Source organism: Leptospira meyeri (genome assembly GCF_004368965.1).
GTDB classification, from domain to species: domain Bacteria; phylum Spirochaetota; class Leptospiria; order Leptospirales; family Leptospiraceae; genus Leptospira_A; species Leptospira_A meyeri.
Genome location: NZ_SORO01000001.1, coordinates 1,990,282 through 2,015,785, shown reverse-complemented (window position 1 = coordinate 2,015,785; position 25,504 = coordinate 1,990,282). Strand labels below are relative to the sequence as shown.

At 38.2% G+C, this 25,504-nt stretch carries 26 protein-coding genes; 19 read left to right on the top strand and 7 right to left on the bottom strand.

Features of this window, described 5'->3' with window-relative positions:
• The first annotated feature begins 1 nt into the window (after position 1).
• Entirely contained in the window at positions 2-1,192 is a 1,191-nt protein-coding gene (gene ftsZ / locus CLV96_RS09415; protein WP_004784160.1) for a cell division protein FtsZ, read from the top strand.
• Positions 1,193-1,206: 14 nt separating this feature from the next.
• Here ftsZ and CLV96_RS09410 read toward each other — a convergent pair whose 3' ends face one another.
• From CLV96_RS09410 to CLV96_RS09400, 3 genes are read right to left on the bottom strand one after another with little or no spacing between them, the layout of a single operon-like run.
• Positions 1,207-2,613, bottom strand: a complete 1,407-nt coding sequence (locus CLV96_RS09410) for a COG3014 family protein (protein ID WP_004784942.1) — start codon at positions 2,611-2,613, stop codon at positions 1,207-1,209.
• Between the two features lie 17 nt (positions 2,614-2,630).
• The gene (locus tag CLV96_RS09405) at positions 2,631-3,209 is read right to left on the bottom strand and encodes a penicillin-binding protein activator LpoB (protein WP_004786495.1); all 579 of its coding nucleotides are present in this window, start codon (positions 3,207-3,209) and stop codon (positions 2,631-2,633) included.
• Positions 3,210-3,243: 34 nt separating this feature from the next.
• A complete protein-coding gene (locus CLV96_RS09400; RefSeq protein ID WP_004787456.1) occupies positions 3,244-4,002 on the bottom strand; it encodes a hypothetical protein in 759 nt (252 codons plus the stop codon).
• On the opposite strand from CLV96_RS09400, the gene CLV96_RS09395 reads away from it, so the two are divergent.
• From CLV96_RS09395 to ispF, 3 genes are read left to right on the top strand one after another with little or no spacing between them, the layout of a single operon-like run.
• Positions 3,962-4,474 carry a hypothetical protein gene (locus CLV96_RS09395; RefSeq protein WP_004785285.1) on the top strand — a complete coding sequence of 171 codons (513 nt, stop codon included), beginning with the start codon at positions 3,962-3,964 and terminating at the stop codon, positions 4,472-4,474. The two genes, CLV96_RS09400 and CLV96_RS09395, sit on opposite strands and share 41 nt — an antisense overlap.
• 21 nt (positions 4,475-4,495) lie before the next feature.
• On the top strand, positions 4,496-5,482 hold the full coding sequence (nadA, locus tag CLV96_RS09390) for a quinolinate synthase NadA (RefSeq protein ID WP_004786572.1): 987 nt from the start codon (positions 4,496-4,498) through the stop codon (positions 5,480-5,482).
• 5 nt (positions 5,483-5,487) lie between these two features.
• The gene (ispF, locus tag CLV96_RS09385) at positions 5,488-5,982 is read left to right on the top strand and encodes a 2-C-methyl-D-erythritol 2,4-cyclodiphosphate synthase (protein ID WP_004784293.1); all 495 of its coding nucleotides are present in this window, start codon (positions 5,488-5,490) and stop codon (positions 5,980-5,982) included.
• Here ispF and CLV96_RS09380 read toward each other — a convergent pair.
• Positions 5,979-6,434 (bottom strand): hypothetical protein, encoded by a 456-nt coding sequence (locus CLV96_RS09380; RefSeq protein WP_004787644.1) that lies wholly within the window; start codon positions 6,432-6,434, stop codon positions 5,979-5,981. The two genes, ispF and CLV96_RS09380, sit on opposite strands and share 4 nt — an antisense overlap.
• Positions 6,435-6,572: 138 nt before the next feature.
• On the opposite strand from CLV96_RS09380, the gene CLV96_RS09375 reads away from it, so the two are divergent.
• Genes CLV96_RS09375 through CLV96_RS09345 form a run of 7 tightly spaced genes read left to right on the top strand, consistent with a single transcriptional unit; the run spans position 6,573 to position 15,677 of the window.
• Positions 6,573-8,552 (top strand): SpoIIE family protein phosphatase, encoded by a 1,980-nt coding sequence (locus CLV96_RS09375; protein WP_004785214.1) that lies wholly within the window; start codon positions 6,573-6,575, stop codon positions 8,550-8,552.
• Positions 8,545-9,591 carry a carotenoid 1,2-hydratase gene (locus CLV96_RS09370; protein ID WP_004787614.1) on the top strand — a complete coding sequence of 349 codons (1,047 nt, stop codon included), beginning with the start codon at positions 8,545-8,547 and terminating at the stop codon, positions 9,589-9,591. Before CLV96_RS09375 ends, CLV96_RS09370 begins: the two co-directional genes overlap by 8 nt.
• A gap of 3 nt (positions 9,592-9,594) precedes the next feature.
• On the top strand, positions 9,595-10,605 hold the full coding sequence (locus tag CLV96_RS09365; RefSeq protein WP_004787645.1) for an ABC transporter permease subunit: 1,011 nt from the start codon (positions 9,595-9,597) through the stop codon (positions 10,603-10,605).
• Positions 10,602-11,651 carry an ABC transporter permease subunit gene (locus tag CLV96_RS09360; RefSeq protein ID WP_004785678.1) on the top strand — a complete coding sequence of 350 codons (1,050 nt, stop codon included), beginning with the start codon at positions 10,602-10,604 and terminating at the stop codon, positions 11,649-11,651. The genes CLV96_RS09365 and CLV96_RS09360 overlap by 4 nt, the downstream gene beginning before the upstream one ends.
• Positions 11,648-12,637, top strand: a complete 990-nt coding sequence (locus CLV96_RS09355; RefSeq protein ID WP_004784562.1) for an ABC transporter ATP-binding protein — start codon at positions 11,648-11,650, stop codon at positions 12,635-12,637. The genes CLV96_RS09360 and CLV96_RS09355 overlap by 4 nt, the downstream gene beginning before the upstream one ends.
• A complete protein-coding gene (locus CLV96_RS09350; protein ID WP_004787254.1) occupies positions 12,630-13,586 on the top strand; it encodes an ABC transporter ATP-binding protein in 957 nt (318 codons plus the stop codon). The genes CLV96_RS09355 and CLV96_RS09350 overlap by 8 nt, the downstream gene beginning before the upstream one ends.
• Before the next feature lie 6 nt (positions 13,587-13,592).
• Positions 13,593-15,677 (top strand): AsmA family protein, encoded by a 2,085-nt coding sequence (locus CLV96_RS09345; RefSeq protein ID WP_004787595.1) that lies wholly within the window; start codon positions 13,593-13,595, stop codon positions 15,675-15,677.
• A gap of 2 nt (positions 15,678-15,679) precedes the next feature.
• Here the strand turns inward: CLV96_RS09345 and CLV96_RS09340 are convergent, their stop codons facing one another.
• Positions 15,680-17,203 carry a MutS-related protein gene (locus tag CLV96_RS09340; RefSeq protein WP_004784427.1) on the bottom strand — a complete coding sequence of 508 codons (1,524 nt, stop codon included), beginning with the start codon at positions 17,201-17,203 and terminating at the stop codon, positions 15,680-15,682.
• 229 nt (positions 17,204-17,432) lie between these two features.
• Entirely contained in the window at positions 17,433-17,663 is a 231-nt protein-coding gene (locus CLV96_RS09335) for a hypothetical protein (protein WP_004785568.1), read from the bottom strand.
• Positions 17,664-17,828: 165 nt separating this feature from the next.
• On the opposite strand from CLV96_RS09335, the gene CLV96_RS09330 reads away from it, so the two are divergent.
• From CLV96_RS09330 to CLV96_RS09295, 8 genes are all read left to right on the top strand, one after another.
• Entirely contained in the window at positions 17,829-18,041 is a 213-nt protein-coding gene (locus CLV96_RS09330) for a hypothetical protein (protein WP_231292475.1), read from the top strand.
• A gap of 67 nt (positions 18,042-18,108) precedes the next feature.
• Positions 18,109-20,157 (top strand): AMP-dependent synthetase/ligase, encoded by a 2,049-nt coding sequence (locus CLV96_RS09325; RefSeq protein WP_004786238.1) that lies wholly within the window; start codon positions 18,109-18,111, stop codon positions 20,155-20,157.
• A 1-nt stretch (position 20,158) separates the two neighbouring features.
• Entirely contained in the window at positions 20,159-20,935 is a 777-nt protein-coding gene (locus tag CLV96_RS09320) for an enoyl-CoA hydratase/isomerase family protein (RefSeq protein ID WP_040917245.1), read from the top strand.
• A gap of 126 nt (positions 20,936-21,061) precedes the next feature.
• Positions 21,062-21,400 (top strand): arsenosugar biosynthesis-associated peroxidase-like protein, encoded by a 339-nt coding sequence (locus CLV96_RS09315; protein WP_004786634.1) that lies wholly within the window; start codon positions 21,062-21,064, stop codon positions 21,398-21,400.
• Positions 21,401-21,403: 3 nt separating this feature from the next.
• Complete coding sequence (arsS, locus tag CLV96_RS09310) at positions 21,404-22,378, top strand: arsenosugar biosynthesis radical SAM (seleno)protein ArsS (RefSeq protein WP_004786108.1); 975 nt, start codon at positions 21,404-21,406, stop codon at positions 22,376-22,378.
• Entirely contained in the window at positions 22,379-23,134 is a 756-nt protein-coding gene (gene map, locus CLV96_RS09305; protein WP_004784765.1) for a type I methionyl aminopeptidase, read from the top strand. It abuts the gene before it with no gap.
• 8 nt (positions 23,135-23,142) lie between these two features.
• On the top strand, positions 23,143-23,928 hold the full coding sequence (locus CLV96_RS09300; RefSeq protein WP_004787235.1) for an alpha/beta fold hydrolase: 786 nt from the start codon (positions 23,143-23,145) through the stop codon (positions 23,926-23,928).
• A gap of 169 nt (positions 23,929-24,097) precedes the next feature.
• Positions 24,098-24,502: an MAPEG family protein gene (locus tag CLV96_RS09295; protein WP_004784846.1), complete on the top strand. Its 405-nt coding sequence runs from the start codon at positions 24,098-24,100 to the stop codon at positions 24,500-24,502.
• On the opposite strand, the gene CLV96_RS09290 is transcribed toward CLV96_RS09295, so the two are convergent.
• Positions 24,499-25,500 (bottom strand): NAD(P)H-dependent glycerol-3-phosphate dehydrogenase, encoded by a 1,002-nt coding sequence (locus CLV96_RS09290; protein WP_004784393.1) that lies wholly within the window; start codon positions 25,498-25,500, stop codon positions 24,499-24,501. The two genes, CLV96_RS09295 and CLV96_RS09290, sit on opposite strands and share 4 nt — an antisense overlap.
• Positions 25,501-25,504: the final 4 nt, after the last annotated feature.

Here is a 25,504-nt window from a genome sequence, read left to right as displayed (position 1 = left end):
AATGTTGTACCTAGAAGAAGAAAAAACAAGCCCAGCAATTATTAAGGTCATTGGAGTTGGTGGAGGCGGAATGAATGCCGTCACAAGAATGGTTCACTCTAAAATGACAGGTGTCGACTTCATTGTAATGAACACCGACGAACAAGTATTATTAAAATCTCCTGTAGAAGTTAAAATCCAGTTAGGTAACAAAGTCACTCGTGGGATGGGTGCTGGTGGTGACCCAGAGCTCGGTGAAAAGGCAGCCCTTGAAGACAAAGAACGCATTGTGTCGGCCCTCAAAGGAGCAGATATGGTTTTTGTGACAGCGGGGATGGGTGGAGGAACAGGAACTGGGGCGGCACCTATTATTGCTGCAATTGCCAAAGAATTAAAATGTTTGGTAGTGGGAGTTGTGACGGTTCCTTTTTCTTTTGAAGGAAAACGCAGAGCAGAACTTGCAAAACAAGGAATCGATCAACTTCGTGCCAACGTAGACACACTCATCACCATTCGTAATGATTCTATCTTCCAAGTTGTGGACAAAAACACACCTGTGGATATGGCATTTCGAGTGATCGATGATATTTTGTTAAATGGTGTGCGAGGGATTAGTGATATCATCAACCATCCGGGAATCATCAACGTAGACTTTGCTGATGTAAAAACCATCATGAAAGATACTGGGGATGCCATTTTAGGTGTTGGGGAAGGTCGAGGAGAAACACGTGTGAGTGAAGCTGTAGAACAAGCAATCAACAACACATTGTTAGAAGACTCGAGCATACAAGGTGCAAAGTCTCTCCTCATCAATGTGACTGGTGGAAATGATTTGACCATCCATGAATGGAATGAAGTTTCACAAATCATCACAGCACAAGCGGACCCCGATGCTAATATCATCATTGGACTCAATGAAGATTCTTCACTTTCCGATCAGATTCGAGTTACTGTGATTGCAACTGGATTTGCTAAACGGGGAAAACAATACCAAAGAGAACAAAAGGTTGTGGGTTCCGAAGAATCTGTTTCTCCTATGGTTTATGTTAGGAAGTCGGAAGAAAAAGATATTGGTTTTGGAAAGGAACAAGATTCTGTTCGAAGTATTCGCCAATCCAATCGGGGATTTTCTTCTCAGAAACAATCCTCCCCGTTTCAAAATTACGGAGAGGATTACGACATTCCTGCTTTTTTAAGAAGAAAGAGCGATTAAAATAATCGATTAGGTTAGTTCGAATAAGAACGTACGGAAACAAACAAAGGTTTGTCGGCTTCTACTAGAAGTTTTTTCGGTGCGGCCGTCACAACCGATCCTGGAGATTCTACTTTAAAGTCGTATTCTCCGGGTGCAAGAAGGATCCGTTTGACTTGGAAGTTGGCAGGAATGGTCCTCCAACATCTCAGATCAGGGGCAATGGTTTGTGAAACAGCAAGCCCTGCCGCAGCACCAGCGGCTACCCGAATCAAACTAGATACCAAATCATTGTTTTTATTTTTCCCACCAGATTCAATGGCACGCGCCATGGCTTCCGATGCAATCACTGCAGCCACAACTTTCAACGACAAAGATGTTAGGTTTTTAGTAATCATCGTTTTGTAATTTTCATTGAAGTTGTTCATTGCTGTTTCGGAGTAATTGTTCATGATATCGGAATATCCAACATCCACTCCATTGATGTAATACTTTTTGGGAAGGGAACCTTTTGGATCTCTTTCTTTGTAAATGGGGATTGGATTTTCGGCTACTGATAGTGCGGCAACGGCACCTGCAAGAGAAGCACCGGCCCCTTTGGCACGTAATCCAATTTCAACAGCGCCTCGAAGTGCCACTGCAAAATACTCATCGTCCATGAGTTTTCCTCGAGACATCTTGATCGCCGACTTTCCTGCTTCATGAATGATGATGACCTCAGAAAGTTTTTCATTTTCAGGAGAGGTTCTTTGCATTGAACGATTGTAAGCTTGCAAACTGGAACGCCCTGCCGCATATTTTGCCTGGTCACCGGAATCCCCTTCTCTAACAGCTAACAGATATCTGTCGGCGACTAGGTTTTGGCTTTTTCCGATGAGTTGTTCCATGTTTTTGTATTGAACCCTTGCATCATTGTACCGACCTAATTTTTCGGATACATAGGCATCAATGAGGCGAGCGGCATTGTTTTGTCGGTAATCGGGTGCTAAAAAACGCATTTCCTTTAATTCGAAGTCGAGTCTTCGAAAATAAATTTTTGCATTATTGGTATCACCTTGGAGTAGGTAATTGTTCGCAATGTAGAACTTAATCATTACCCTTTCAAAATCTTCTCCGGTATAGTTGGATTCGTTGTCGGAAAGAACAAACGAAAGTCCCGACCTTGTCATACTGACTTTGATATTGTCTGCTAAGTCTTCTGCTTCTTTAAAAACTTTATTAGAGGTAACGTAATCCCCTTTAGTATGAAAAATCATACCAGCTTCCATTAAAAACAAAAGTTTATCTTTGTTAGAGGAACCTTCGTAAAGTTCTCTAATTTTTGGAATGGCAGAGTCATAGTTCTGACCGTAGTACGCCGATTCAGTTGCTTGGATGATTTTGTTATAATCACTTGCGCAACCGAGTATGAAAAGAGAAAGAAAGAGAATTGTTTTTTTCATGGATTGATGGGTAGAGATTACCAGCTAACCCCTTTATTTCCTCGAACTGCTAATTTTCGATAGGAAACTTTTTCAGACCAAACAGCGATTGTAGTTTCTACTTCTACAAGTTCAATGTTGATGGACTGCTCTACAATTTTTTCACCGTTAGATGTGAACATATTTTCATTGATATCACAACGAACAAAGAAATTCGGAGATTTTAATTTTCCAATGGAAAGGCGATTGGAAGTAAGACCGGACAAACTGAACTGAATTTCATTGAGTGATTGTTCTCTCGTTTTTGTACGAACCGTATAAATTTTGCTTTTGATGAGTTTAGAAACAAAAGCGTTGTCAAAAAGTTCTGTTTGGATTTGTTCCGAGGTATCGTTACGGGTAGGGAAATGCGCAACAAAAACACCTTCTTCGTGCGGGTTTTCTTTAAAGTATTCCCCAATTTGACCTGCGAGTTTATCGGCAGCTTTCACCAATTCCTGGCTGGTAAGCCCACCTGAGTCGGAGATATAATCATCAGCGTTGTCGAGTCGTTTGGGACTGCTACTGCATTGGAATAAGAATCCTACTAAGAGAAGGTAGAAAAGAATTTGTTTCATAACCCCATTTATATGGGGGTGATCAAGGCAGTTGTCAATTCCAAAAATCGACTTTCAGTTCTTCTTGTTTTGCACTGCGGTAAGAAGTTCTTTCCTCTTCGGACATTTCTAATAATTCTCTTGCGTAGATTAGGTCGACTACCTTCTGGAAAAACATAGGACTTTCCCAGGATTGGATTTCCCATTTTTCTGTTTTGTAGAGTTCCTGCTTTTTTTTAAGGAAGATACGTTTGCGTTCTCTGGCATAACTGTAGGGATTTTTCTGAACATAATCTTCCAGATAGGAGAGAAGCCAAACCGGAGGAGTCGTGGGGTGTTTAGGAAAAATGAGATTGCGAATCATAAGAGGAAAAATTTCTTCTGATAAACGATTCACGGCTGTTAGTTTTTCATAAGAAGAAATTCCTTCGTTTTCTTCGACTTCCATTACTTTTTCCTTCCAATTCATAAAGGCAACGTACACGGCATAAAGAACATGGCCTCTTTCGTCTGGAAAAGTCTCCAATAAATAAGCATAAGTTTTATCCCGATCTCCTTTCCAGAGATAGGATTCTTTTCCTCGTAGCGTTTCTAAAAAATCGCGTAAATCGGAAGGATATCCAGGTCCTTGTAGAACCTCTGGTCGATTTTGTAACCTCTGCCAATAGACCTCAGAACGAGAATCGAATGAGGATTGTTGGGGATCAGACTTCGTTTTTTTCAGAAAAAGGAAATAGACAAGACCACCCAAAAGGAGGGAAAGTAGAATCAGTATGAAAAGGAAGATGATCGTTTTCTTTTTGTTAACAGGCATTGTCTTTTTGGCAAATGGTTGTAAAAACCAATCGGACGAAGAGTCTGATACGGAGCTTCTAAGTTCGATCCTTTCGCAGGGGAACGCCATTAATTCTGCTTGTCAAAGATTTATTTTATCAGAAGCAAATTGTGTGGCTGCCGCAGATTCTAGTTTGTCAGTTTGTTCCAATCTTTCCTCGCGATTAAAAGGAGAAATTCTCCCACAAGAACTAAGTACGGATGCTGTTGCTATTTTGTATTTCGATTGTTTTACGAGAGTCAATTTAGCGTATAATCTATCCAAAGCATGCAATCAAAATTCTTTTAATTCCAATTCCGATTATCGACGAGTCCAAAGAACAGGGACTTCTCAAGCGGAACTATCCTTCCGAGAGGCTTTTAACCAATGTGCCTCATTAGAGAACGCAGTTCCTCCTGCAGACTCAGGACTTCGAGAAACCGACACGGTTCTCCGTTCCGATCCGTTTTGATATCCACATAAGGAGTGTTATATGTCACTTGTCACTAAAGACCAACTGATCCAAAAACTAAATCCGATTTATCTTCCGCATGAAATAGAAGAAAGAATTCTTCCCTTAGCAGAAGAAATCAATCGTATCAAAAAAGAAAAAAATGCAGTCATCCTTGGTCATAATTATATGACTCCAGATGTTTTTTGGGGAGTGTCCGATATCATTGGAGATTCTTTGTATCTTTCTAAAATGGCAAAGGAAACCACCGCCTCTATGATTCTTTTTAATGGGGTTCATTTTATGGCAGAAACTGCCAAAATTTTATCTCCAGAAAAAAAAGTTCTGATCGCCGACATGAAAGCTGGTTGTTCACTAGCGGAAGCCATTACAAGAGATGATGTCAAAGCACTGAAAGCAAAATACCCCGGTGTTCCTGTTGTTACGTATGTCAACTGTTCGGCGGAGGTAAAAGCAGAAACGGATGTTTGTTGTACTTCAGCCAATGCTTTACAAATTGTAAATGCGGTCGAAGGGGACACAGTTATTTTTCTTCCTGATGAATATTTGGCAGGAAACGTAAGAAACCAAACTTCCAAAACAATTATTTCTCATCCAGGTCGTTGTATGGTGCACGAAATGTACACCCCGGAAGATATACGTTCCGCAAAACGATTGTTTTCTGGTAATTTGACTGTCATCACCCACCCGGAGTGTCATGAAGATGTTGTGAAAGAGGCAGATTTTTCTGGATCTACTTCACAGATGGTTGATTTCATTCGCCAAAGCAAAACAAATAAAATTATGCTAGTGACAGAATGTTCTATGGGTGATAATCTACGTGCCGAATTCCCTGAAAAAGAATTTGTTTCCACTTGCCAGACTTGTCCCCATATGAAAAAAATTACTTTGGAAAAAGTAAGAGATGCACTTCTCAAAGAACAGTATGAAATTTTTTTAGATGAAGAAGTGATTCGTCTCGCACAAAAGTCTGTGAACCGAATGTTAGAATTGAGTTATAAAAAGTAGGATCTATGTTTAGAGTTGGAAACGGAATCGATTTTCATAAATTAATTCAGGAACCCTTTCGCCCACTGGTACTTGCCGGTGTTGAGGTAAAATCAGAATTTGCATTTCTTGGTCATAGTGATGCGGATGTGATTTTACATGCAGTGGCAGATGCCATTTTGGGAGCATTGGCTTTAGGAGATATTGGAGTTCATTTTCCTGATACAGACCCTCAGTATAAAAATATGAAATCTTCTAGGATCATCGAAAAGTGTTTAGAACTGATGACTGAGAAAAAGTTTAAACTAGTGAATATCGATTGTACGTACGTTGGTGACCATCCGAAGATCAATCCGATTCGTGCAGAACTCAATGCTTCTTTGGCTAATATCACCAAATTGCCATTAGATTGTGTTTCGATTAAAGCCACCACATCCGAAGGAATGGGATCACTGGGACGAAGTGAAGGTGTGATGGTGATGGCTACCGTTTTGCTTGAAAGTACAAAGTCAAAATCTTAGAATAATTTTTGTTTTCCTTCTGCGAGATAGTTTAGGTCCGCATCGCTAAAAAATAAAAAAAGAAGTTTGGAAATTGTGTTTGGTTTGGTTTCCAAATCCCAAGTTCCATGAATGCGAACACCGTTCTGGATGGGTTCCAGGCTATAGGTTTCTTTTAGGACTTGGTAATGTTTGAAACCTTCGGTTGTGATTTGGAATTCGAAATTGCCCTGTGAATTTACGAGCGTAGTTGTAGATTTGACAACCTCTCCCATGACCTTAGTTTCCCAGGTTTCTCCGACCACAGGTGTACGAAAAGATTTGGGTTGAAACGAATCATAAAGTACCTTTTGCACTTGTTCTGGTTTGTTTGTGACATCCCATGTTCTTTCCAGTTTTGTTGCACTTTGTCGAAATACAGCTACCGTAAAAACCAAAACAAAAACGCCAAAGACACGAAGATACCAAATCATATCTCCATTGAAAAATCTATTGCCTAGGGATCGATTGAAATTTATTTTTCTCCTACCGAAGGGAAACCATCGGTGAGGGTTTTACCACTGCACGCTGGAAGAGAAATATCATCAAAACGTGTCTCGGGACTGGTGCAGGTGTACCAACGTGAGAATCACCTATCCCGCCATACCAATCCTTTTCCTGAAATTTTAGATGATATTGTCTATAATCGAATTTTAAAAGATCCTAATTATTGGATTTCACAAGAACTGGAAGATAAAATCATCAATATTGTTTCTCAATCTCTAGATATCTCTGGAATTTTATACCATCTAGGAACTGAAAGTCTCATTACAAATGCATACGATTTATTACCTCTAGACGATTCTCGGATTGATTTAGAAGAGATGATTTGTCGACTCCCGATTTTGATTGGTCGACTAACACGAGTAGTATATTTGAATGTAAAAACACTTTCCGATCATAAGGTTTTATTTGTATTCAAATATTTGCCTGAATACCAAGAGAAGTGGTACGATGCCGTCTTTTTTCAAGGAATGCTCAATGGCCTTGCCGTACTTTTTGAACTAAAAACCTTTGCGATTCGAATGACAAAAACCAAACTTTTCGGAATTCACGTCTCACATAAGGAGTTGGGTGAGGACATTCAGTTTGGCGCAGATTCCAATGAATACGAATTGGAGTGGTCGGAAGATAATTTATTTTTGTCGCGATCTCGTTTAACAAAGGATGATGTCAGCAACAGGCATCGGGTGATGGTCACTTCTCGAATTGATTCACAATTAGAAGAAATTTCAATTGTAGATGTTAAAGATGTGGTTCGAAGGTCAAGAGAACTCGCCATTGAAAACAGAGATCTGGAAGCTGCTGTTGAAGTATTAAAATCTTTCAAACAAGAGTTGGAAAAAAAACAACTCTCCATGGCAAAAGACTTACGACTTGCAAAAAATATTCAGAAAGGTCTAATTCCAGAAATCATCCCCGATTGGAACGGTATCCAATTTTGGACAGGGTTTACTCCAATGCAGGAGGTGAGCGGGGATTATTACGATTATTTTCCATATCATACGAATAAGTTAGGAGTGGCTGTTTGTGATGTATCTGGCCATGGTGTTCCGGCAGCTTTTATTACCGCCTTATCTAAGTTATTGTTTTCTAATTTTAAAAAAACAAAACCATCTGAAACTTTTAAACTGATCAACAGAGAATTTTTGGATTTAGTGAAACAACAAGGATATACAACCTGTGTTTATGTTTTGATCCATGATGATTATAAAGTCATTTATTCTGTTGCCGGACATCCGAGACCTATACTCTATCGTGCCAAAACCAAACAGGCAGAAATTTGTGAAGGGGACGGAACTTTCCTTGGAATGTTTCCTGATGCCGGTGATACTTTCCAAGACTTTCAAATTCAATTGGAGCCGGGTGATAAATTGTTTTTATACACCGATGGACTCACGGAAGCAGAAAATGACAAAGGGATTCAGTATGGAGAAACTAAATTAATTCAAATCATAGAATCTTGTGCTGAAAAATCGATTCAGGAAACAGTCGAATTTATTTTATCGAATCATAAAGAATTTACGATGGGAACAGATCCAATGGATGATATCACTCTTTTGGGTCTACAGTTATCTCCGAGACTTGCAGAGTTCAATGTCATTAAGGCCAAAGGAGATGAAGTTTATCGAAATAAAAATTATAAAGATGCTTTGTTTTTTTATGAACAAGCCCATCAAATTTTGCCGCGTGAACTAGACACACAACTTTTTTATGGGAAGGCACTTGCTTATAATGGAAATTATGAAAAAGCAATTTCTTTATTAGAGTCCTATAACAAATTTAAAACCAATCATTACAAATCCCATTCGGTTTTGGGTTATTGTTATTATCAAATAGAAATGTTTGATAAAGCGGAGATTGAATGGAAAAAAGCTCATTCCATCAACGATTCGAATCTATCTAACTTATATAACTTGGCACAATTATATCGAAAACTAAACCAAAAGAAAAAAATGAAAGATGTGATAGAAAAGATGAAACGAATTGAAGAATCCTACCTTCATATCCTTCCACTTGAAAGAAAGTGGGAGTCTTTGCCTGATGAATAAAATAAAAATCTTAATTCTATCAGTTTGTTTTTTTCATTTTAGTTTTCCAAAGGATCATTCTTTTCATTCTGATTTTGGTTTGGAATGGTGTTATTTTGTTGGGCATTTGGAATCCACTTCTGGGAATCGATATGGGTATGAATTGTCTTTTTTTCGTTTAAAAATTTCAAACGATCCTGATTGGAATCCAGAAGTATTTCCTGTTCATTTTGCGATTTCCAATTTTACGACCCAAAAACACAAAACATCTCAAACCATAAAACGAACGATAGGTGATCTTTCCGGATATACTGATAAAACTATTTATAGCGGAGATTATCATTTGGAAATTCTTTCCAAAGATAAATTTCATATCAAAGCTAGCTCAAAAACCAAAAAATTGAGTTTAGATTTGGATTTAGAAGGAAATGGAAAGATATTGATACATGGAAAAGATGGTCTGTCGATTAAATCCAATCGAAACCCCAATATATTTTCATATTACTATAGTTATCCGAGACTTTACACAAAGGGAACTCTGACATTCGATGGAAAACAAGAAACCATTGTTTCTGGAGATTCTTGGATGGATCATGAATGGAGTGAACAGAACGCAAAATCTATTCCAAGTTTAGCAACGGGAGAAACTGGTTGGGATTGGATTTGTTTGTCAGATGTATCCGGTGGAGATTATGTGTTTTTTCGGTTTCGTGAATCTTCTGCATTGTCTCCAGAAATTTTTGGGACTTATCGTGATCCAAAAGGAAAAGTGACCTCTTGGACGAAACCAGGCCAAATCCAAATGGAGTCCGCAGGGCACATTTGGAAAAGTCCGAATACAAAAATCGAATACCCTCTCCAATGGAAAATCAAATACCCAGAAGGTGAATGGTTGGTTTCTCCCATTTTCAATGAACAAGAGTTTGATGGAACAAAGACAACGGCAACAATTTATTGGGAAGGTGGCGTAGTAGCCAAAGATCCAATTCAAAAAAAGTCTGCTAAAGGATATTTAGAATTGAAAGGTTATAAAAAACCGAAAGAGTGGTGGGAGTTCTAGGATATGTGGAAATATTTTTTAAAACGTTTTTTACTCATTTTTCCAACCTTACTTGGAATCACTTTTTTAGTTTTTTTGATTTCTCATTTTGCTCCCGGTGGACCACTCAATAGCGAGATTGCAAAATTGAAGGGTGCAGGTAATCTAGCAGGTGCCTCCACCAAACAAATTTCTCAGGAAGAAATTGAACTGATCAAAAAAAGACTCCACTTGGATAAACCGGCGCCAGTTGCTTATTTACTGTGGTTGAAACAAATTATACAGTTTGATTTGGGGGAGTCTCGATTGCATTCCAGAAAAGTTTCAGATCTCATCGTTGAAAAACTTCCTGTTTCACTTTTTTTTGGACTCTCTGGTTTTTTCTTAACCTATTTGATCTGTATACCTTTGGGAATCCAGAAAGCATTAAAAGAAGGAAGCAGATTTGATTTTATTTCTAGTTTCATTATCTTTTTTACATATTCGCTTCCAGTTTTCGCCTTTGCAATGTTACTTTTGTATTTGTTTGCTTCTGGCGAGGTATTTTCCTTTTTTCCTTTAGGACACGAAGTCTCTGATTTTTATGAAGATCTGAGTTTTTGGGGAAAGGTGAACGATCGCCTTGCTCATATGTTCTTACCTGTCATTTGTTATGTGGTAGGTAGTTTTGCCGTTCTTACTTTGCTAATGAAAAATAGTCTTCTCGATCAAATCGCAAAGGAATATGTTCGAACCGCTGTTTCCAAAGGTCTTAGTTTTTCTGATTCGATTTTTCGCCACGCTTTTCGAAATTCACTCATTCCCATTGCGACTGGTTTTGGTAGCAATCTAACTTTGATTTTCTCAGGATCATTGTTTATTGAACTAGTATTTAATATTGATGGAATGGGACTTCTAAGTTTTGAAGCGGTAAGAGAAAGGGATACAGATTTAATGATGGGTTTACTCCTTGCGCAGAGTTTTTTGGGGCTCATTGGAAAAATTGTCTCTGATTTTTGTTATATACTCATTGACCCGAGGATTGATTTCGAATGAATTTTATTTCAAACCCGGCAAACATACGTAAGTGGGAAAAGTTTAAAAAGAATAAACGAGCTTATTACTCTTTGTTGATTTTGTTGTATACTTATATATTGTCTTTGTTTTCTCCTCTTTTGATTAATAACAAACCTCTGATAGTTTTTTATGAAGGAAGTGTTTCTTTTCCTATTTTTAGTTTTTATCCAGAAACAAAATTTGGGGGAAATAATTTAACAGAACCTAATTATAAAAAGCTGAGTAGAGAAGATAGATTCATCAACTCTTCAAATTATATGATGTTTCCTCCAATTCCTTTTGGAGTCAACGAAGACAACTTAGACAGTTTAGAAGAGGGGACCAATCCTCCTTCTAAACCAAACGTTCGTCACTGGATGGGAACTGATGACAGAGGACGTGATGTTTTTACTCGTATTATTTATGGTTATCGTTTAGCAATGACCTTCAGTTTAATTCTGATCATTGTTGAGATTTTTTTGGCCTCTTTTATTGGAGGAATACAAGGTTATTTTGTAGGTCGACTCGATTTGATTTTGCAACGAATCATAGAAATTCTTTCTGCCATTCCATTTTTATATTTAATTCTGATTATGGGTTCTTTTTTTGGAAGGGGATTTTTTGTATTGATTGTTACTTATGGTTCGCTTAGTTGGATTGGCTTAAGTTATTATATGCGTGGGGAATTTTTGAAACTCCGCAAACAACAATTTGTTGATGCTGCAAAAACTTTGGGTGCCTCTTCTTTTTCCATTATCATGCGCCATTTGTTGCCAAACTCAATAACTCCGCTGGTTACTTTTTTGCCCTTTATTCTAATCTCTGCAATTTCCGTGTTATCTGCTCTTGACTTCTTAGGTTATGGAATTCCTGCTCCTAATCCATCTTGGGGAGAACTGATTGGGCAAGGCAGGGAAAGGCTTACTGCTTGGTGGCTCATTACCTTTCCATCAGTAGCTCTGTTTCTTACCATTTTGTTTTCCGCTTTTGTGGGTGAAGGATTACGCGATGCATTTGATCCGAAAGACAAGGTGGTTTACGAATGACAAATATCACAAAAGCCATTCAAGTTAAAGATCTATCCATTCAAATCAAAACTGACGATGGAATATTGTCCATTGTGGACAATGTTAATTTTGAATTGGCAAAGGGAGAAACTTTGGCTCTTGTCGGAGAGTCGGGTTGTGGAAAGTCAATTACAAGTTTGGCATTAACTAAACTTCTTCCATCCAACACAACAGTCTATCCTACTGGATCAATTTTATTTGAAGAAAATGATTTGCTAAATGCTGAGGAAAATCACCTAAGATCGGTTCGTGGGAGGGAAATTTCTTATGTATTCCAAGAGCCTTTCTCTGCCTTGAACCCACTTCATAAAATTGGAAATCAATTGACTGAAGGATTTTTGTTACATGGTCTCGGTTCCAAAGAAGAAGCAGAGCAGAAGGCTATTTACTTACTGGAGCGTGTTGGGATAACAGACGCCAAACTAAGATTAAATCAATATCCAAATCAGTTTTCAGGTGGTATGTTACAAAGAGTATGTATTGCTATGGCTTTGATGTGCGATCCAAAAATTTTAATTGCAGATGAGCCAACCAGTGCCATTGACGTTACGATTCAATTGCAATTGATTGAACTTTTAAAAGAACTTCGGAATGAAAATGGGATGTCAGTTTTGTTCATTTCGCACGATATCGGTCTTGTCAGTCATATTGCCGATCGAATTGCAGTCATGTATGCTGGCAAGATCATTGAACAAGGAACAGTTGGTGAGATCATTGATACACCTAAACATCCTTACACTCAAGCTTTAATCTCCGCATATCCGACTCATGAAAACATTGGTAAAAAATTGGTGACAATCGAAGGAATTGTACCTTCACCAAAATCCTATCCAAAAGGATGTCGGTTTCATACACGTTGTAGCGAAAAACTTAATCTTTGTGACAGGTCCGTTCCTAAATTGATTCCGATAACTGAATTCCAATCTGTCGAATGTTTTTTATACGGGGGAAAAGAAAGTGCTTAATGTAAAAGATTTAGTTGTTTCTTATAAACAATCACATACACTTTCTTTTTCTTCCAAACGACTTGTGGCCGTTGAAGGAGTTAGTTTTTCTATTCCTCAAGGAAAAATTTTAGGTCTTGTTGGTGAGTCTGGTTGTGGTAAGTCAACTATTGGTCGAGCCATATTATCTTTATTACCGTTTGATTCTGGCTCAATTCAATTTGAAAATAAAGAAATTAAAAACATTCCCAAAGAAGAACAAAAAGCCCTTCGTCGCAAAATCCAAGTTGTATTTCAAGATCCATATTCTTCATTGAATCCACGTTTTACGATCGAGGAAATTATTACCGAGGGACTACAAATTCATTTTCCAAATTTAACTTCCTCCGAAAAAAAAGAAAAAGCGATTTTGGCACTTGCGGAAGTAAATTTACCTTCAGATATATTGCATCGGTATCCACATGAATTTAGTGGGGGGCAAAGACAAAGGATTGCAATAGCCAGAGCACTAATTTTAGAACCAAACCTTGTTGTTTGTGATGAAGCAGTCTCTGCATTGGATATTTCCACACAAGCACAAGTAATTAATAATATTTTGTTATTACGTGAGAAATATAGCTTATCTTATTTGTTTATATCTCATGACTTGAACATTGTAAAACACGTATCCGATCGAATTGCTGTCATGTATTTAGGGCAAATTGTAGAAGAGGGGAGTCGGGACGAGATAAGTAACTCTCCATTCCATCCTTACACGAAAGCATTATTTTCTGCGAGTTTCGATTTAAAGGATCGTACTAAGGTATCACAACCATTAACAGGGGAAATCCCCAGCTTGATGAACAAACCGCAAGGATGCCGATTTCATACGAGATGCCCTATTGCAAAAGAAATCTGTAAAACGGAAGAACCCATCGAAAGTTTTCCTTCTGCGACGCACCGAGTGAAGTGCCATTTTCCTTTAAAGTAAAAATGTATGAAATTGAGTATCCGAGATAAAATCAAAGGGGTTGTCGGTAAAATTCTGCTCACTGGTATTTTTGTCGTTTCCATGACGATGTTTTTTATTCTGTATCCCCTTCTTGCAGATCCCGACTATTATAAAAAACTAATCCTTGATACTACATATCAGCTAACGGGACTACAGGTGAACTACCAAGTTTCGGAGCCAGTGTTTTTTCCCTTTCCTGGAATTGAGTTAGGAGAGGTATCAGTATCGAAAAATGATGATGAATTGATTCAACTACATAAACTAAGGATTGAAGTTTATTATGGAGTTTTTGTTGGGCAGCCATTAGAAATTAGAAAAATATATCTTAATACGGGAACGGTGGAGATCACTCGAGAAAAAAACGAATCCTTCCCCTTGTTTGAAAGAATCCTATCAAAATCGGAATCTAATACAAATGAATTAACAAAAGAAATTGAAACTACAGTATCACCTGAAAAAAAATATTACTTTTCAAAAGTTTTTGCGAACTTTGTAAACCAAATCGAAATTAAAAACATCACAATTCTCTTTGAAGATAAATTATATTCGCGAAATATAAAGTTATACCTTTGGGAAACCACTTTCCAATTAGATCGTGATCTGCGAAACTTAGATGTTTATATATACGGTAAGTTAAATGATGAACCAATTTCATTTAGTTCGAATTTTGTTTTTGTTAAAGATGAAATGAATTACGAATCTGCAAGATTCGAAGGTGATTTTTCTTTTCAAAATCTAAAAGGCATCGATCTTCATGACATTCTAATCATTTTTACTTATGGAGATTTGAGATTTGTAAAAACAACGGGGAACATTCCATTTTATAAACGAGACGAAACTAAAATTTATGCAATCGTTGATCGTTTACATGTTCGTGATTTGGCACTAAGAGATGGTAAAACATTTGCTGATGGACATGTCTCAACCATCATGAATTATGATATCAAGGAAGACAAAATTTCTTTTGCAAACATTCTCGTTGATTGGAAAGGTAAATCCAAGTTAAATGGGTCAGGTTATGTAAACTTTTTAAAGCCACCCCTATCGCCAACTATCTCGTTTGAGGGTACATCGGATTATTTGGATGTACCAAGCATCATCAAAGTAATTAAGATCTGGATAGATCCAGATTTTGAAAAATCGATTTTAACAAGGGGGATTCCTAGTACAGGTTATGTAAATAGGATGAACGTATATTTAAATTTTAATTTAAGAAATCTCAATGCAGGCGATTTTCATGCTGATTACTTAAAATTAAATCTAAATTATGCAAAACGCAAATTGAATATTACTAAATATCAAATGAGAGCCTACGAGGGAACTGTTGATGGCACTGGTCATTATGTTTGGGGAAACAACCCTGGACTTGTGATCAAAGGAAATATCAAAAATTTAAGTGTGGCACCAATCCTCTCTGATCTTTTTAAAATTTCGCCAATTACCGGAAAATTAGATTCTGAATTTGTTTTAGGTTCTCCATCTGATACAGAAGAAGGTCTACTTTCTAATTTACAGATCATTGGAAATATCAGTGCAAATAATGGTGAGTTGTTAAGTTATACGAATATCTTAAAACCGATTAGTTCGATTGGTAGCGTTATCAATTTGAGGAAGGTGGACTTTAGTAGAGCAACCCCCTATCGCGAGTTAAAATTTGATTTTCATTATGCAAAAGAATCCATTGAAGTGAGAAACTTTGCTTTAAAAGCGGATGGAATTGTCGGTTCCGGCGGTGGCAAAATTGGTTTTAATAAAAATATAGATATGCGATTTACGATCGCTTTTCCTGGTGTTGCTGGGAGGGCATTAAAACTTCCTATTATCTACCGCGGTACCTATGGAATCTCCGCCCCGTTCATAGATCCTATTTGGCTTGGTTCTGTTTATGCGGGATCTATTTTTTTAGCAAGTCCAGCCGGTGCTGCCGTTGGTGGGATTGCGGGATCAGCCATGTCTGAATATGTAAACAAAGCTGTGGATAATGTAACTGGTGGAGTTCAAAAAGGTTGGAGAGGTTTTAAATCATTGTTTGGTGGAAAGGAAGAAGACGAACAAAAAACCAACGAATAAAGTTATTCCTTTTCGTTTCGAATTGGAATCCCTTCTTTTTTTAAAATTTTGAGAGCATTGGTAGAACCAGAAACCCCGTCTCGGATTTGGTAATCAAAGTCCATTTGTCCTTCTTTTTCTAGTTCAGTGAAATGGAATCGTTTGGCCCAAGGAATTTCTGCTAATTTTAAATCGTGAGTTGTAAGAAATACGATTGTCCGTTTTTCTTTAAGGACAGAAAGAATCTCTCGTGTGGCAATAAAACGTTCTTTCGAATTGGTTCCTTTTAGAATTTCATCCAAAAACAATATTGGAATTTTTTTAGAACTATCAGCATTTTGTATGATAGAAGAGAGCCGTCTCACTTCACTATAAAAAAAGGAAACTCCATCTTCCATTGAATCTTGAGACCGAATAAGTGTATGAATTTGAAATTCAGGAAATTCAAAGCCCGAGCCAAGTACGGGAGCTCCAGATCCAGCAAGTAACAAAGACATGGCGATAGATCTAAGATAAGTCGTTTTCCCGCTCATATTGGATCCCGTCACAATCATCAAATCTCCTGGTTTCATTTCAGTAAGCGGATTGAACACTCGACTGGACTTGGGGAGAAGCGGATGCACCAAATTTTGGGCACTTAAATTTCCAACGGATGATTGGTTTGCAAAACTAGCTTCGGGAAACAAAAATCCAAAATTCGCAAAAGGTAACAAGGAATCCGTTTTTATGATTTCTATTTGTAGATCATTCCAAAAAGTTCCAAATTTTTTTTTCCAATTTTCTAGGGATTTGATTTTCCAAAGATCCCATAAACAAATTAAATTCAAAATCAAATGTGGTAAAGGGGAAATAAGTAACTCAGCAGAATCACCAAGAGAAGAAATTTGATCTATCATCTGTTTGGTGGTTTTTCTTTCCTTTGTTAAATAAACAAAAATTTTTCGGAACCTCGATGCCCCAGAAGAAAGCGCCTTAATTTCTTTCCATTGTTTTAAAGAATCATTTCGGTAAGTAACAAACAGAATTCCATTGATCAGGAGAAGGAGGGGAATCAGTGGTAAGTCAAATAACAATCCCAAAACTATATACAGAGGTGAGATAACACCCCAAATTGGGAAAAAACCCTTTAAAAACCTTCTTTTTTTCCAAAAAGAATCCTCTGAATTGATGCGAGACAAGGGAAACTTTTCATTGGTTTCTGCCTCAGGTACTAAATACTTACGAAGGAGATGATATGTATGATAAGTGTTTTTTTTCAGAATGTTTCGTATTTCATTTGGATGGAAATTTAGTTTTGCATCTTCGATGGGTTCTTGTAGAAAACGATTGAGATAATTCCGAAATCCAACCTCCGTGATCGTAGTATCATAAATACCCAAAAATCCTTGTTTGGTGCAAAGATCTAAATCAATGGAAAGAGGATGGTTTCGTACACTCTCCGGATACTCCCAAACTTCCCTAGTTTTGATTTTTTTAAATTCACCTTGGAGCCTATAAATTTCTTCCTGAAGGAAATTGTTTGTTTTTTTGGCATACAGGATTTGCACCTTCCGCTTGGAATACAGCCGTACCAAATACACGAAAGGAAATAGAATAAGAAGAGAATATAAATATTCTTTCCAAGATGTTTTGTTTAGATAAGAAAAAAGTAGGGCAAAGAAAAAAAAGGAAAAAGTTATAAACCGAAGTAAAGAAACCCTTTTTAATTTTTGTGAAAGGAATTGGATTTTGTTTTGGTAACGTTTGTTCCTTTTCGTTAGGAACAGATAAGTTGGATTAGTGGAAAAGAGGTCGTTCGTAATTTTCTTCTTCCCTACGAGAAATCTCTGTGTCGAGCACACGAATGAGACTTCCTAAATCATTTAATCTCCATTTGTCGATGAGACGACCTTTTTCTCGACCAGAAAATTTATTTAAATACAGGGTACCAAATAAGTCTTCCCCATACTCATAAGCAACGAAACGCCCGTTCCGTCTGCCAGTAGAATTTTCCAATCGAATTGTCATGAACGAATACCAGAAATCAGATAAAAAAAAATAGTACAAGCAAAATTTTTTGCTTCAGGATATTCATTTTCCGGCGATACATATATCGGGGGGAGGCTACCTACCACGGATGGTGGGAATCTCCAAAAACAAATACCCCGGAAACCGGAAAGCACGGAGGCTTGTATGGATTTCTATCCCGATATGAATTTGGAGTTTAAAAGCTCCTTTGTGAAGACCAACCAGTTTTTAGCCAACACACAAGATGAAACCCTTCTCCCTCAAATGGGACTTGCGGCACGTAACCTACTCAATCTCGAACAAATGACCAAACTCCGCGAAATTCGCAAACGCCATTTGAAAAAAGGACACCAACGCGAAGGGTTCCACTGGGATTAATGCCTAAATTTCTCTTGACCATCTGAAAGTAGGGCCTATCATAAAGACCGCTTTTAGATGGAGAGATATGGCAAATAACCTAGCAGAAGTTTATAAGGAATCCGCAGAAAAATTCGGTCCAAGACCCGCATTCTGGTATAAGAATGCCCAAAAGGATTACCAAGCCCTCACTTACAAGGAACTTTACGAGGATGGGCTCGCACTTGCAGAAGCCCTCATTGAATTAGGGGTTAAGGCGAGAGAACACGTCGGAGTTCTTGCTGATAACCGTATGGAATGGATCATCGCCGATTGTGCGGTGTTAACTGCTGGTGCTGCCAACGTTCCACGGGGTTCTGATATTACTGATTCTGAAATCGTTTATATTTTGAATCATTCTGAAGCGAAAGTTGTTTTCGTGGAAAATGATAAAGTCTACGAAAAATATAAAAACAACAAATCCCAAGTAAAGTCGGTCAAAACCGTTATCATAATGGACAAAGACACCAAACTAAAGTCAGGTGCTGGAATCCTTCATTTTTATGATCTCCTAGAACAAGGGAGAGATATGCGGGCAAAAGGGAAACGGGAAGCCGAAAAACGAATGGCCGGAATCAAACCGGACGATTTGTACACTCTCATATATACATCTGGAACTACCGGAATGCCAAAAGGGGTTATGCTCATGCATTCTAATATGATCCATCAAATGCATTATGTGGTTCCTCGAGTTGCAAAGGTTTCGCCTGACGATCGTATGTTGTCTATTCTTCCTGTTTGGCATATCTTTGAACGAGTTGTGGAATACTTTGCCATCATCAACGGTGGTTCTACTTATTATACAAAAGTTACAGAACTTCGTAACGATATTCAAAAAGCTAGGCCAACCTTTATGGCTTCTGCCCCACGTGTTTGGGAAAGTATTTATAACGGGATTTATACTCGTATCAATGATCCTAAACAAACTCCTCCTGTGAGAAGATTTTTGTTTAAGGTCGCCTACTTTTTTTCAAAACATTACCATGCGGCAGTCCGTTTTCTAAAAGGTTGGGAAGTGGATTATGAAGGAAGAAATATCATTCAATCCTTAGGGTTGTCTCTCTTTTCTATCATTAAGCTTTTGTTAACTGGTCCATTCACAGTTTCTATCCTCTCAATCCTTGCGGTACAGTTTGTTTTACCCGAGGAAAGTTCCTTTAAAACTCCTTTGTATGTTGTTGCTGGGTTAGGGGTTTTGTTTAATTCCTTTACGTTAGATCGCATTGTACTCGCAAAAATTCGTCAAGCGACTGGTGGACATTTACGTGCCACTCTTTCCGGTGGTGGGGCACTCCAAAAACATGTGGATGCTTTCTTTATGGATATTGGAATTACAGTTCTTGAAGGATACGGTATGACCGAAACAGGACCCGTTATTTCTGCGCGAACTTTTGATCGTCCCATTATGGGGTCTGTGGGTGATATTGTTCCCCTTAGCCAAGTTCAAATTCGAGATGATGCTGGAAATGTCCTTTGCCATATTGATGATAAAAAAAATATCATCTTTGGTAAGTTAGGTGTGAAAGGTGTAGTTCATATCAAGGGACCTCAGGTAATGAAGGGGTATTACAAAAATCCAGAAACTACCAAAAAGACCATCGTAGACAATTGGATGAATACCGGTGATATCGGTATGATCAATTTCAAAAAGACACTGACACTGACTGGACGAGCTAAAGACACCATTGTTCTACTTGGTGGTGAAAACGTAGAGCCGGTTCCGATCGAAAATAAAATTGATGAGTCAACTTATATCAAACAGTCGATGATCGTGGGCCAAGACCAAAAGGTTTTAGGTGCCATTATTGTTCCTGATTTTGATGCACTGATTCCTTGGGCGGAAGAAAATGGAATTTCAGAAAAAAATCCTGAAAAACTGATCACCAATCCAAAGGTTGTAGATTTCTACAAAAAAGAAGTTCGTAATTTTAACAGTGTTAAAACAGGATTCAAAAACTTTGAACAAGTACAGTATGTAACACTCATTACAAAACCATTTGAAGTGGGTGATGAACTTACTAACTTAATGAAGATGAAACGACACGTGATTACAGAAAAATACAAAGACAGAATTTTGGAACTCTACAAAAACAGTTAATATGACTCCTTTTGCAGAGATCTTTCATGGAGAGCGCATCTTGGAAATCAAGATGCAATCCAATGAAAAGAACACTTTCGATTTCGAAGCTTTTGTATTATTCGAACAAATCTTAAACAAACACGCAAACAATCCAAATTTGCGTGTTTTGCTTTTTACATCCGCACAAACACAGTTTTTCTCCAATGGCATTGAACCCACACTTATGTATGGAAAAACAGAGTCCGATGTTCGTAAATCCGTTGAACAACTGTTACGAACAGCACAAACCTATTTCCAATTTCCAGTTCCTACAATTGCAGTAGTGAATGGTCATTGTATGGCTGCGGGAGCAGTGTTTGCATTGTTTTCTGATTACCGGTACATGGTGGACAAAGGAGCAAGGATTGGGTTTTCAGAAGCCATAGTTGGTCTTAACTTTCCATCCATTCCAACCATTGTGTTGCAAGACTTGGTAGGTGTAAAAGTCACGCGCGACCTTTTATTCACCGGTAAACAAATCAAAGGTCCTGAAGCCAAAGAAATCGGACTTGTGGATGAATTGTTTAGTGCCGAATCATTGTTTGGTGAGTCATTAAAATTTGCTGAATCTCTTTCCAAACTCACAAACAATTCCAGCCGTGGGATGAAAACTGCCTTACGTGAACCGTATAGAAAAAAGATGGAATCCTTATTTCAAATTGATGCAGACCTTTTCACCAAAGTCATTTTGTCTTCTGATGGACAGGAAGGATTTTTGTCATTAATTGAGAAACGTAGGCCTAAGTTCATTACTTAAATTTTGGCTTTGCTCTGTTCGGTTTTTTAGCATTTTGAGCAAAATTCTGTGTTTGTCAGTAGCTTTCTAAAACTACCCCATTGACTCCAACGTCACTTTAAAAAGTCTAACGCTAAGGAGTCATTTATGGCAGAAAATCATTATTATAATGCAAAAGATTTGGGAAAATTTGGAGAAATTGGAAGGACCAATCCTGCACTTGCAGATAAATTTTTTGGATACTACAATGCAGTGATGGCAGAAGGTGCTCTATCCGAAAGAGAAAAAGCTCTCATTGCACTTGCTGTGGCTCATGCGCTAAAATGTCCTTATTGTATTGATGCTTATACTTCGACTTCTTTGCAAAAAGGTGCAGATGAAGCACAAATGAATGAAGCGGTTCACGTGGCAGCAGCGATGGCGGCTGGAATCAATTTGGTTCATAGTGTCCAAATGCAAAACAAAATTGATGAACTTTCTTTTTAGTTTATGGATGTAACTGAACAACATACCACCTTACGTTCGTACAGTGGGAAACCGTTCTATGAAACTGTAGGGAAATCCATCCCTGCAAGATCACTAAAAGTTTTCCAAATCAATGTAGGACGTTGGTGTAACCAGGCTTGTCGCCATTGCCACGTGGATGCTTCTCCTATACGGACTGAAGTGATGGATAAAGCCACTGTGGATCTATGTTTGGACTTAATATCCAAAATTCCTGAAATTGAGACAGTCGACATCACAGGTGGAGCTCCCGAAGGAAATCCAAATTTTAAATACCTTGTAGAAGAAGTCACTAAGCTTGGCAAACGGGTTATGGATCGTTGTAATTTAACGATATTAGAAGAACCAGGTTACGAATGGTTGTATGATTTTTTAGCAAACCATAAGGTAGAAATTGTATCTTCACTTCCTTCCGTTTTGGAAAATACCACAGACAATCAAAGAGGAAAAGGTGTATTTCAAAAATCAATCACCGCCTTAAAGAAGTTAAATGCTCTTGGTTATGGAACAAAACTTCCTATCAACTTAGTTTACAACCCAAATGGACTTTTTTTAAGTTCAGGACAGGTGCAGTTGGAAAAAGAATATAAGGAAACCCTTTCCAAAAAATATGGAATTATTTTTAACCAACTTTTTTGTATCAACAATCTTCCGATCAATCGATTTCTTGGATCTTTAGTTAGAGCTGGTAAATTCGAAATGTATATGGAAACTTTGGTCAATGCCTATAATCCAGCGACTGTTAAAGGTCTCATGTGTTTGGATCAAATTTCGGTAGGTTATGACGGTTCCGTGTATGATTGTGACTTCAATCAAATGTTAGATTTGAAATCACAAAACATAAAACATATAAAGGATTTCGATTTGCAATCTTTCCTCAACCGAGAGATTGTAGTAGCAAATCATTGTTACGGGTGTACTGCCGGTGCGGGATCCAGTTGTGGTGGGGAGATAGTTTAGATGTCGATTCAAAATGAAAAAGACCTTCAGGGGATTTTAAAAGCAGGGAAGTTTGTCGCAAAGGTTCGTGAACTTTTGAAACTTCTTGCAAAACCCGGAGTTTCTACTTTGGAATTGGATCATGTTGCCAAACAAGAATTTGAAAAAGCAGGGGCATTTTCGGCACCCAAATTTGATTACAAATTCCCTGGGTATACTTGTATCAGTACCAATTTTGAAATTGCACATGGGATTCCTAAAAAAGAAACCATCTTGAAAGATGGAGACTTGGTCAATATTGATGTTTCTGCAAAACTAGATGGTTATTATGCAGATACAGGAATTTCCTTTGTGGTTGGTCGCTCCAACGAAACACTCCAAAAACTTTGTGCAACGGCAATTGAAGGAACGATGCGTGCCACAGAACAAGCGTTCACTGGCAATTATTTACGTCATATTGGAAGAGAAATTCATTCTGCTGCTGTGGAAAATGGTTTTACTGTGATCAAAAATTTAGCAGGCCATGGAACGGGAAAAAAACTTCATGAAGAACCCCAAGTTTTGGTTTATGAAGAAAAACGTGACCAAAGGAAATTGGGGAGTGGCCTTGTTCTTGCGATTGAATCTTTTATTTCTACTGGAAGTCAAACTGCATACGAAGAAGAAGATGGTTGGACCCTTGTGGCCAGTAACCGTCGTGGCGAACTCAGTTATGTGGCACAGTGCGAACATACTGTCATCGTCCAAAACGGAAAACCCATTATCGCCACATTATAAGATTCATAATGGAAATTATAGAATCAGGTGCCTCTCCGTCTGAGATGCGAAGGGTTTTGGTGTTATGGCCAAGCACTGGTGGGAATGCGAGATCGTTTCGGATCCGTGATTCCGAACTGGAAACATTGGGCCTTCGGCTGATCAGGTTCAATCCTCCTTCCCATGGAAATTCAAAAGGAATCTATGATCCTAAATCAGCCATACAATTGTTAGATGCCTATTTAAGAAAATACGGATACAAAAACAAAGATTTATATGGGATTGGGCATAGTGGGGGAGGTGCGGCCCTTATGATGTATGCCAAAGAAGTTCCTTTTCGAAAATTGTTTTTACTTTCTCCTATTTTAGATAGTGTTCTTAGCCTTCGGTATTTATATAAATCTCACTCGATTGAAGAGTTCAGTCGGCTCCTTCTTTTACCAGGCATTTCTGATGATGAGGTTCCCAACAAACAAATCTTAGAGACTCTTTCGAATCCTCAGTGGTTAGAAACTGGAAAGGTTGGTCACCTAAATGTTCCCATTCAAAACTCAAGAATCCGGTTAGAGGATCTATCTCAATTTCTAAAGAAACTTTTTTTACCCGGATTTGTGGTGGATGGATCAGTCATACAAAAAAGAACCAATTACACGATCTTTCTTCCGAAAGAGGATAAGTGGTTTCCAAAAGAAAACACCATCAGTTTTGCAAAAGAGAACGGACTGAACTGTATTGAAATTCCAGAAGCTCCAGATCATTTTTTTTCTACTTCCTGGCTTATGGTTTGGAAACAAATTAAAGAGATTGATTTCTAATAATATAACCCCATAGGAAAAGATTCTAGATTCTTTGCTAACATTGTTAATGACTGATAAATAGAGCCAAACACATTAAATTCGTTTACAAATGAACTAGAGTCATTTAAAATTTCCACCTGTATCTTTTAAACCAAGAGAATTTGGTTTAAGTACAAAAGGAGGATTTGTGGAAACCATTTATCTTACACTCATCGGATTTGCGTTATGGACTCTGGGACTCGGTGTATTTTTGACTACGTATCGAAGTATCTTAGTGTTAATTGGCAAAAAGAAATCGAATGAATTCCCTGCGGGGATCCAACATGGAACAGACTTTAATTGGAGATTGAACCGTGCCCATCTCAACAGTTTGGAAAACCTTCCACTTTTTCTGACGGTTGTGTTTTTAACTGCAAGTTTTGGAAAAATTGATAACTTTGTCAACCAAGCAGGTCTTGTGATTTTAGGAGCAAGGGTTTTACAGTCCCTCACTCATCTAACATCTACTAGTGTATGGGCGGTGAACATTCGGTTTACATTTTATATGATTCAAATTGTAACTTATATTGTTCTATTGGTCCGCCTTGTTTAGACACCTTCTCGTTTTAGATCACGGCTCATCAGAGCTTTGACTACTTCTTTCGGATCTTTGTCTTCGTATAACATTCGATAGACTTCCTGGGTGATGGCCATTTCCACACCCAGTTTGTCCGAAAGATTTTTAGCAGAGAGAGTGGTTTTGACACCTTCTGCCACCTCATTCATAGAAGCTAAAATATCTTTTAGTTTTTCGCCTTGACCCAAACGAAAACCTACGGTTCGATTTCTTGATCCTTCCCCACAACAGGTAAGTACCAAATCTCCCATACCGGAAGGTCCAAGGAAGGTCATGGGATCGGCACCCATTTTGATTCCCATCCTTGTGATTTCGTTTAACCCGCGTGTGATGAGGGCGGCCCTTGTATTTTGGCCAAAGCCTAGTCCATCGGCAACTCCAGCGGCAATGGCGATTACGTTTTTTAAAGCACCTCCCACTTCGACACCCACAACATCGGGAGTCCAATAAGTCCGGAAGTAAGTAAAACTAAAGATTTCTTGCACTCGTTTGGCGGTGGCCTCGTTTTTGGAAGCGATGGATACAATGGTCGGAACACGCCTTACCATTTCTTTCGCAAAACTAGGTCCTGAGAGATAGGAAAGTTGGGAATGGAATTGTCCAGGAAGTTCAGATTCAAAAATCTCTGAAACAAGTCTTAGGCTTTCATTTTCGATCCCTTTGGAAGCAGAAACAATCGGCACTTTGGGTGGAATATGGTCTTTTATTTCTTTTAGAATCCCAGAAAGAGCGTGGCTTGGGGGAGCCGAAACAATCATCTCCTTATCTTTGACAACATGGACGAGATTGGTATCTGCTTTTAATTTCTCTGGGAGCACCAAATCAGGCATATGTTTAGTATTCATATGGTTTTCGTTGATGGACCTAGCCTGATCCTCACTTCGTGTCCAAAGGGTCACGTTGTAGCCCTTGTCCGCTAAAATACTACCTAGTGCAGTGCCAAAACTTCCGGCACCAATGATACCAATCTTCATGAGT

Coding starts and splice junctions, on each gene's coding strand:
- nadA (WP_004786572.1), top strand. CDS start 4,496: ATGTCACTTGTCACTAAAGACCAACTGATCCAAAAACTAAATCCGATT.
- CLV96_RS09410 (WP_004784942.1), bottom strand. CDS start 2,613: ATGAAAAAAACAATTCTCTTTCTTTCTCTTTTCATACTCGGTTGCGCA.
- CLV96_RS09370 (WP_004787614.1), top strand. CDS start 8,545: ATGAATAAAATAAAAATCTTAATTCTATCAGTTTGTTTTTTTCATTTT.
- CLV96_RS09395 (WP_004785285.1), top strand. CDS start 3,962: ATGAAAAGGAAGATGATCGTTTTCTTTTTGTTAACAGGCATTGTCTTT.
- arsS (WP_004786108.1), top strand. CDS start 21,404: ATGGATGTAACTGAACAACATACCACCTTACGTTCGTACAGTGGGAAA.
- CLV96_RS09405 (WP_004786495.1), bottom strand. CDS start 3,209: ATGAAACAAATTCTTTTCTACCTTCTCTTAGTAGGATTCTTATTCCAA.
- CLV96_RS09315 (WP_004786634.1), top strand. CDS start 21,062: ATGGCAGAAAATCATTATTATAATGCAAAAGATTTGGGAAAATTTGGA.
- CLV96_RS09290 (WP_004784393.1), bottom strand. CDS start 25,500: ATGAAGATTGGTATCATTGGTGCCGGAAGTTTTGGCACTGCACTAGGT.
- CLV96_RS09400 (WP_004787456.1), bottom strand. CDS start 4,002: ATGCCTGTTAACAAAAAGAAAACGATCATCTTCCTTTTCATACTGATT.
- CLV96_RS09345 (WP_004787595.1), top strand. CDS start 13,593: ATGAAATTGAGTATCCGAGATAAAATCAAAGGGGTTGTCGGTAAAATT.
- CLV96_RS09335 (WP_004785568.1), bottom strand. CDS start 17,663: ATGACAATTCGATTGGAAAATTCTACTGGCAGACGGAACGGGCGTTTC.
- CLV96_RS09300 (WP_004787235.1), top strand. CDS start 23,143: ATGGAAATTATAGAATCAGGTGCCTCTCCGTCTGAGATGCGAAGGGTT.
- ftsZ (WP_004784160.1), top strand. CDS start 2: ATGTTGTACCTAGAAGAAGAAAAAACAAGCCCAGCAATTATTAAGGTC.
- CLV96_RS09320 (WP_040917245.1), top strand. CDS start 20,159: ATGACTCCTTTTGCAGAGATCTTTCATGGAGAGCGCATCTTGGAAATC.
- CLV96_RS09325 (WP_004786238.1), top strand. CDS start 18,109: ATGGCAAATAACCTAGCAGAAGTTTATAAGGAATCCGCAGAAAAATTC.
- map (WP_004784765.1), top strand. CDS start 22,379: ATGTCGATTCAAAATGAAAAAGACCTTCAGGGGATTTTAAAAGCAGGG.
- CLV96_RS09330 (WP_231292475.1), top strand. CDS start 17,829: ATGGATTTCTATCCCGATATGAATTTGGAGTTTAAAAGCTCCTTTGTG.
- CLV96_RS09380 (WP_004787644.1), bottom strand. CDS start 6,434: ATGATTTGGTATCTTCGTGTCTTTGGCGTTTTTGTTTTGGTTTTTACG.
- CLV96_RS09365 (WP_004787645.1), top strand. CDS start 9,595: ATGTGGAAATATTTTTTAAAACGTTTTTTACTCATTTTTCCAACCTTA.
- CLV96_RS09355 (WP_004784562.1), top strand. CDS start 11,648: ATGACAAATATCACAAAAGCCATTCAAGTTAAAGATCTATCCATTCAA.
- CLV96_RS09360 (WP_004785678.1), top strand. CDS start 10,602: ATGAATTTTATTTCAAACCCGGCAAACATACGTAAGTGGGAAAAGTTT.
- ispF (WP_004784293.1), top strand. CDS start 5,488: ATGTTTAGAGTTGGAAACGGAATCGATTTTCATAAATTAATTCAGGAA.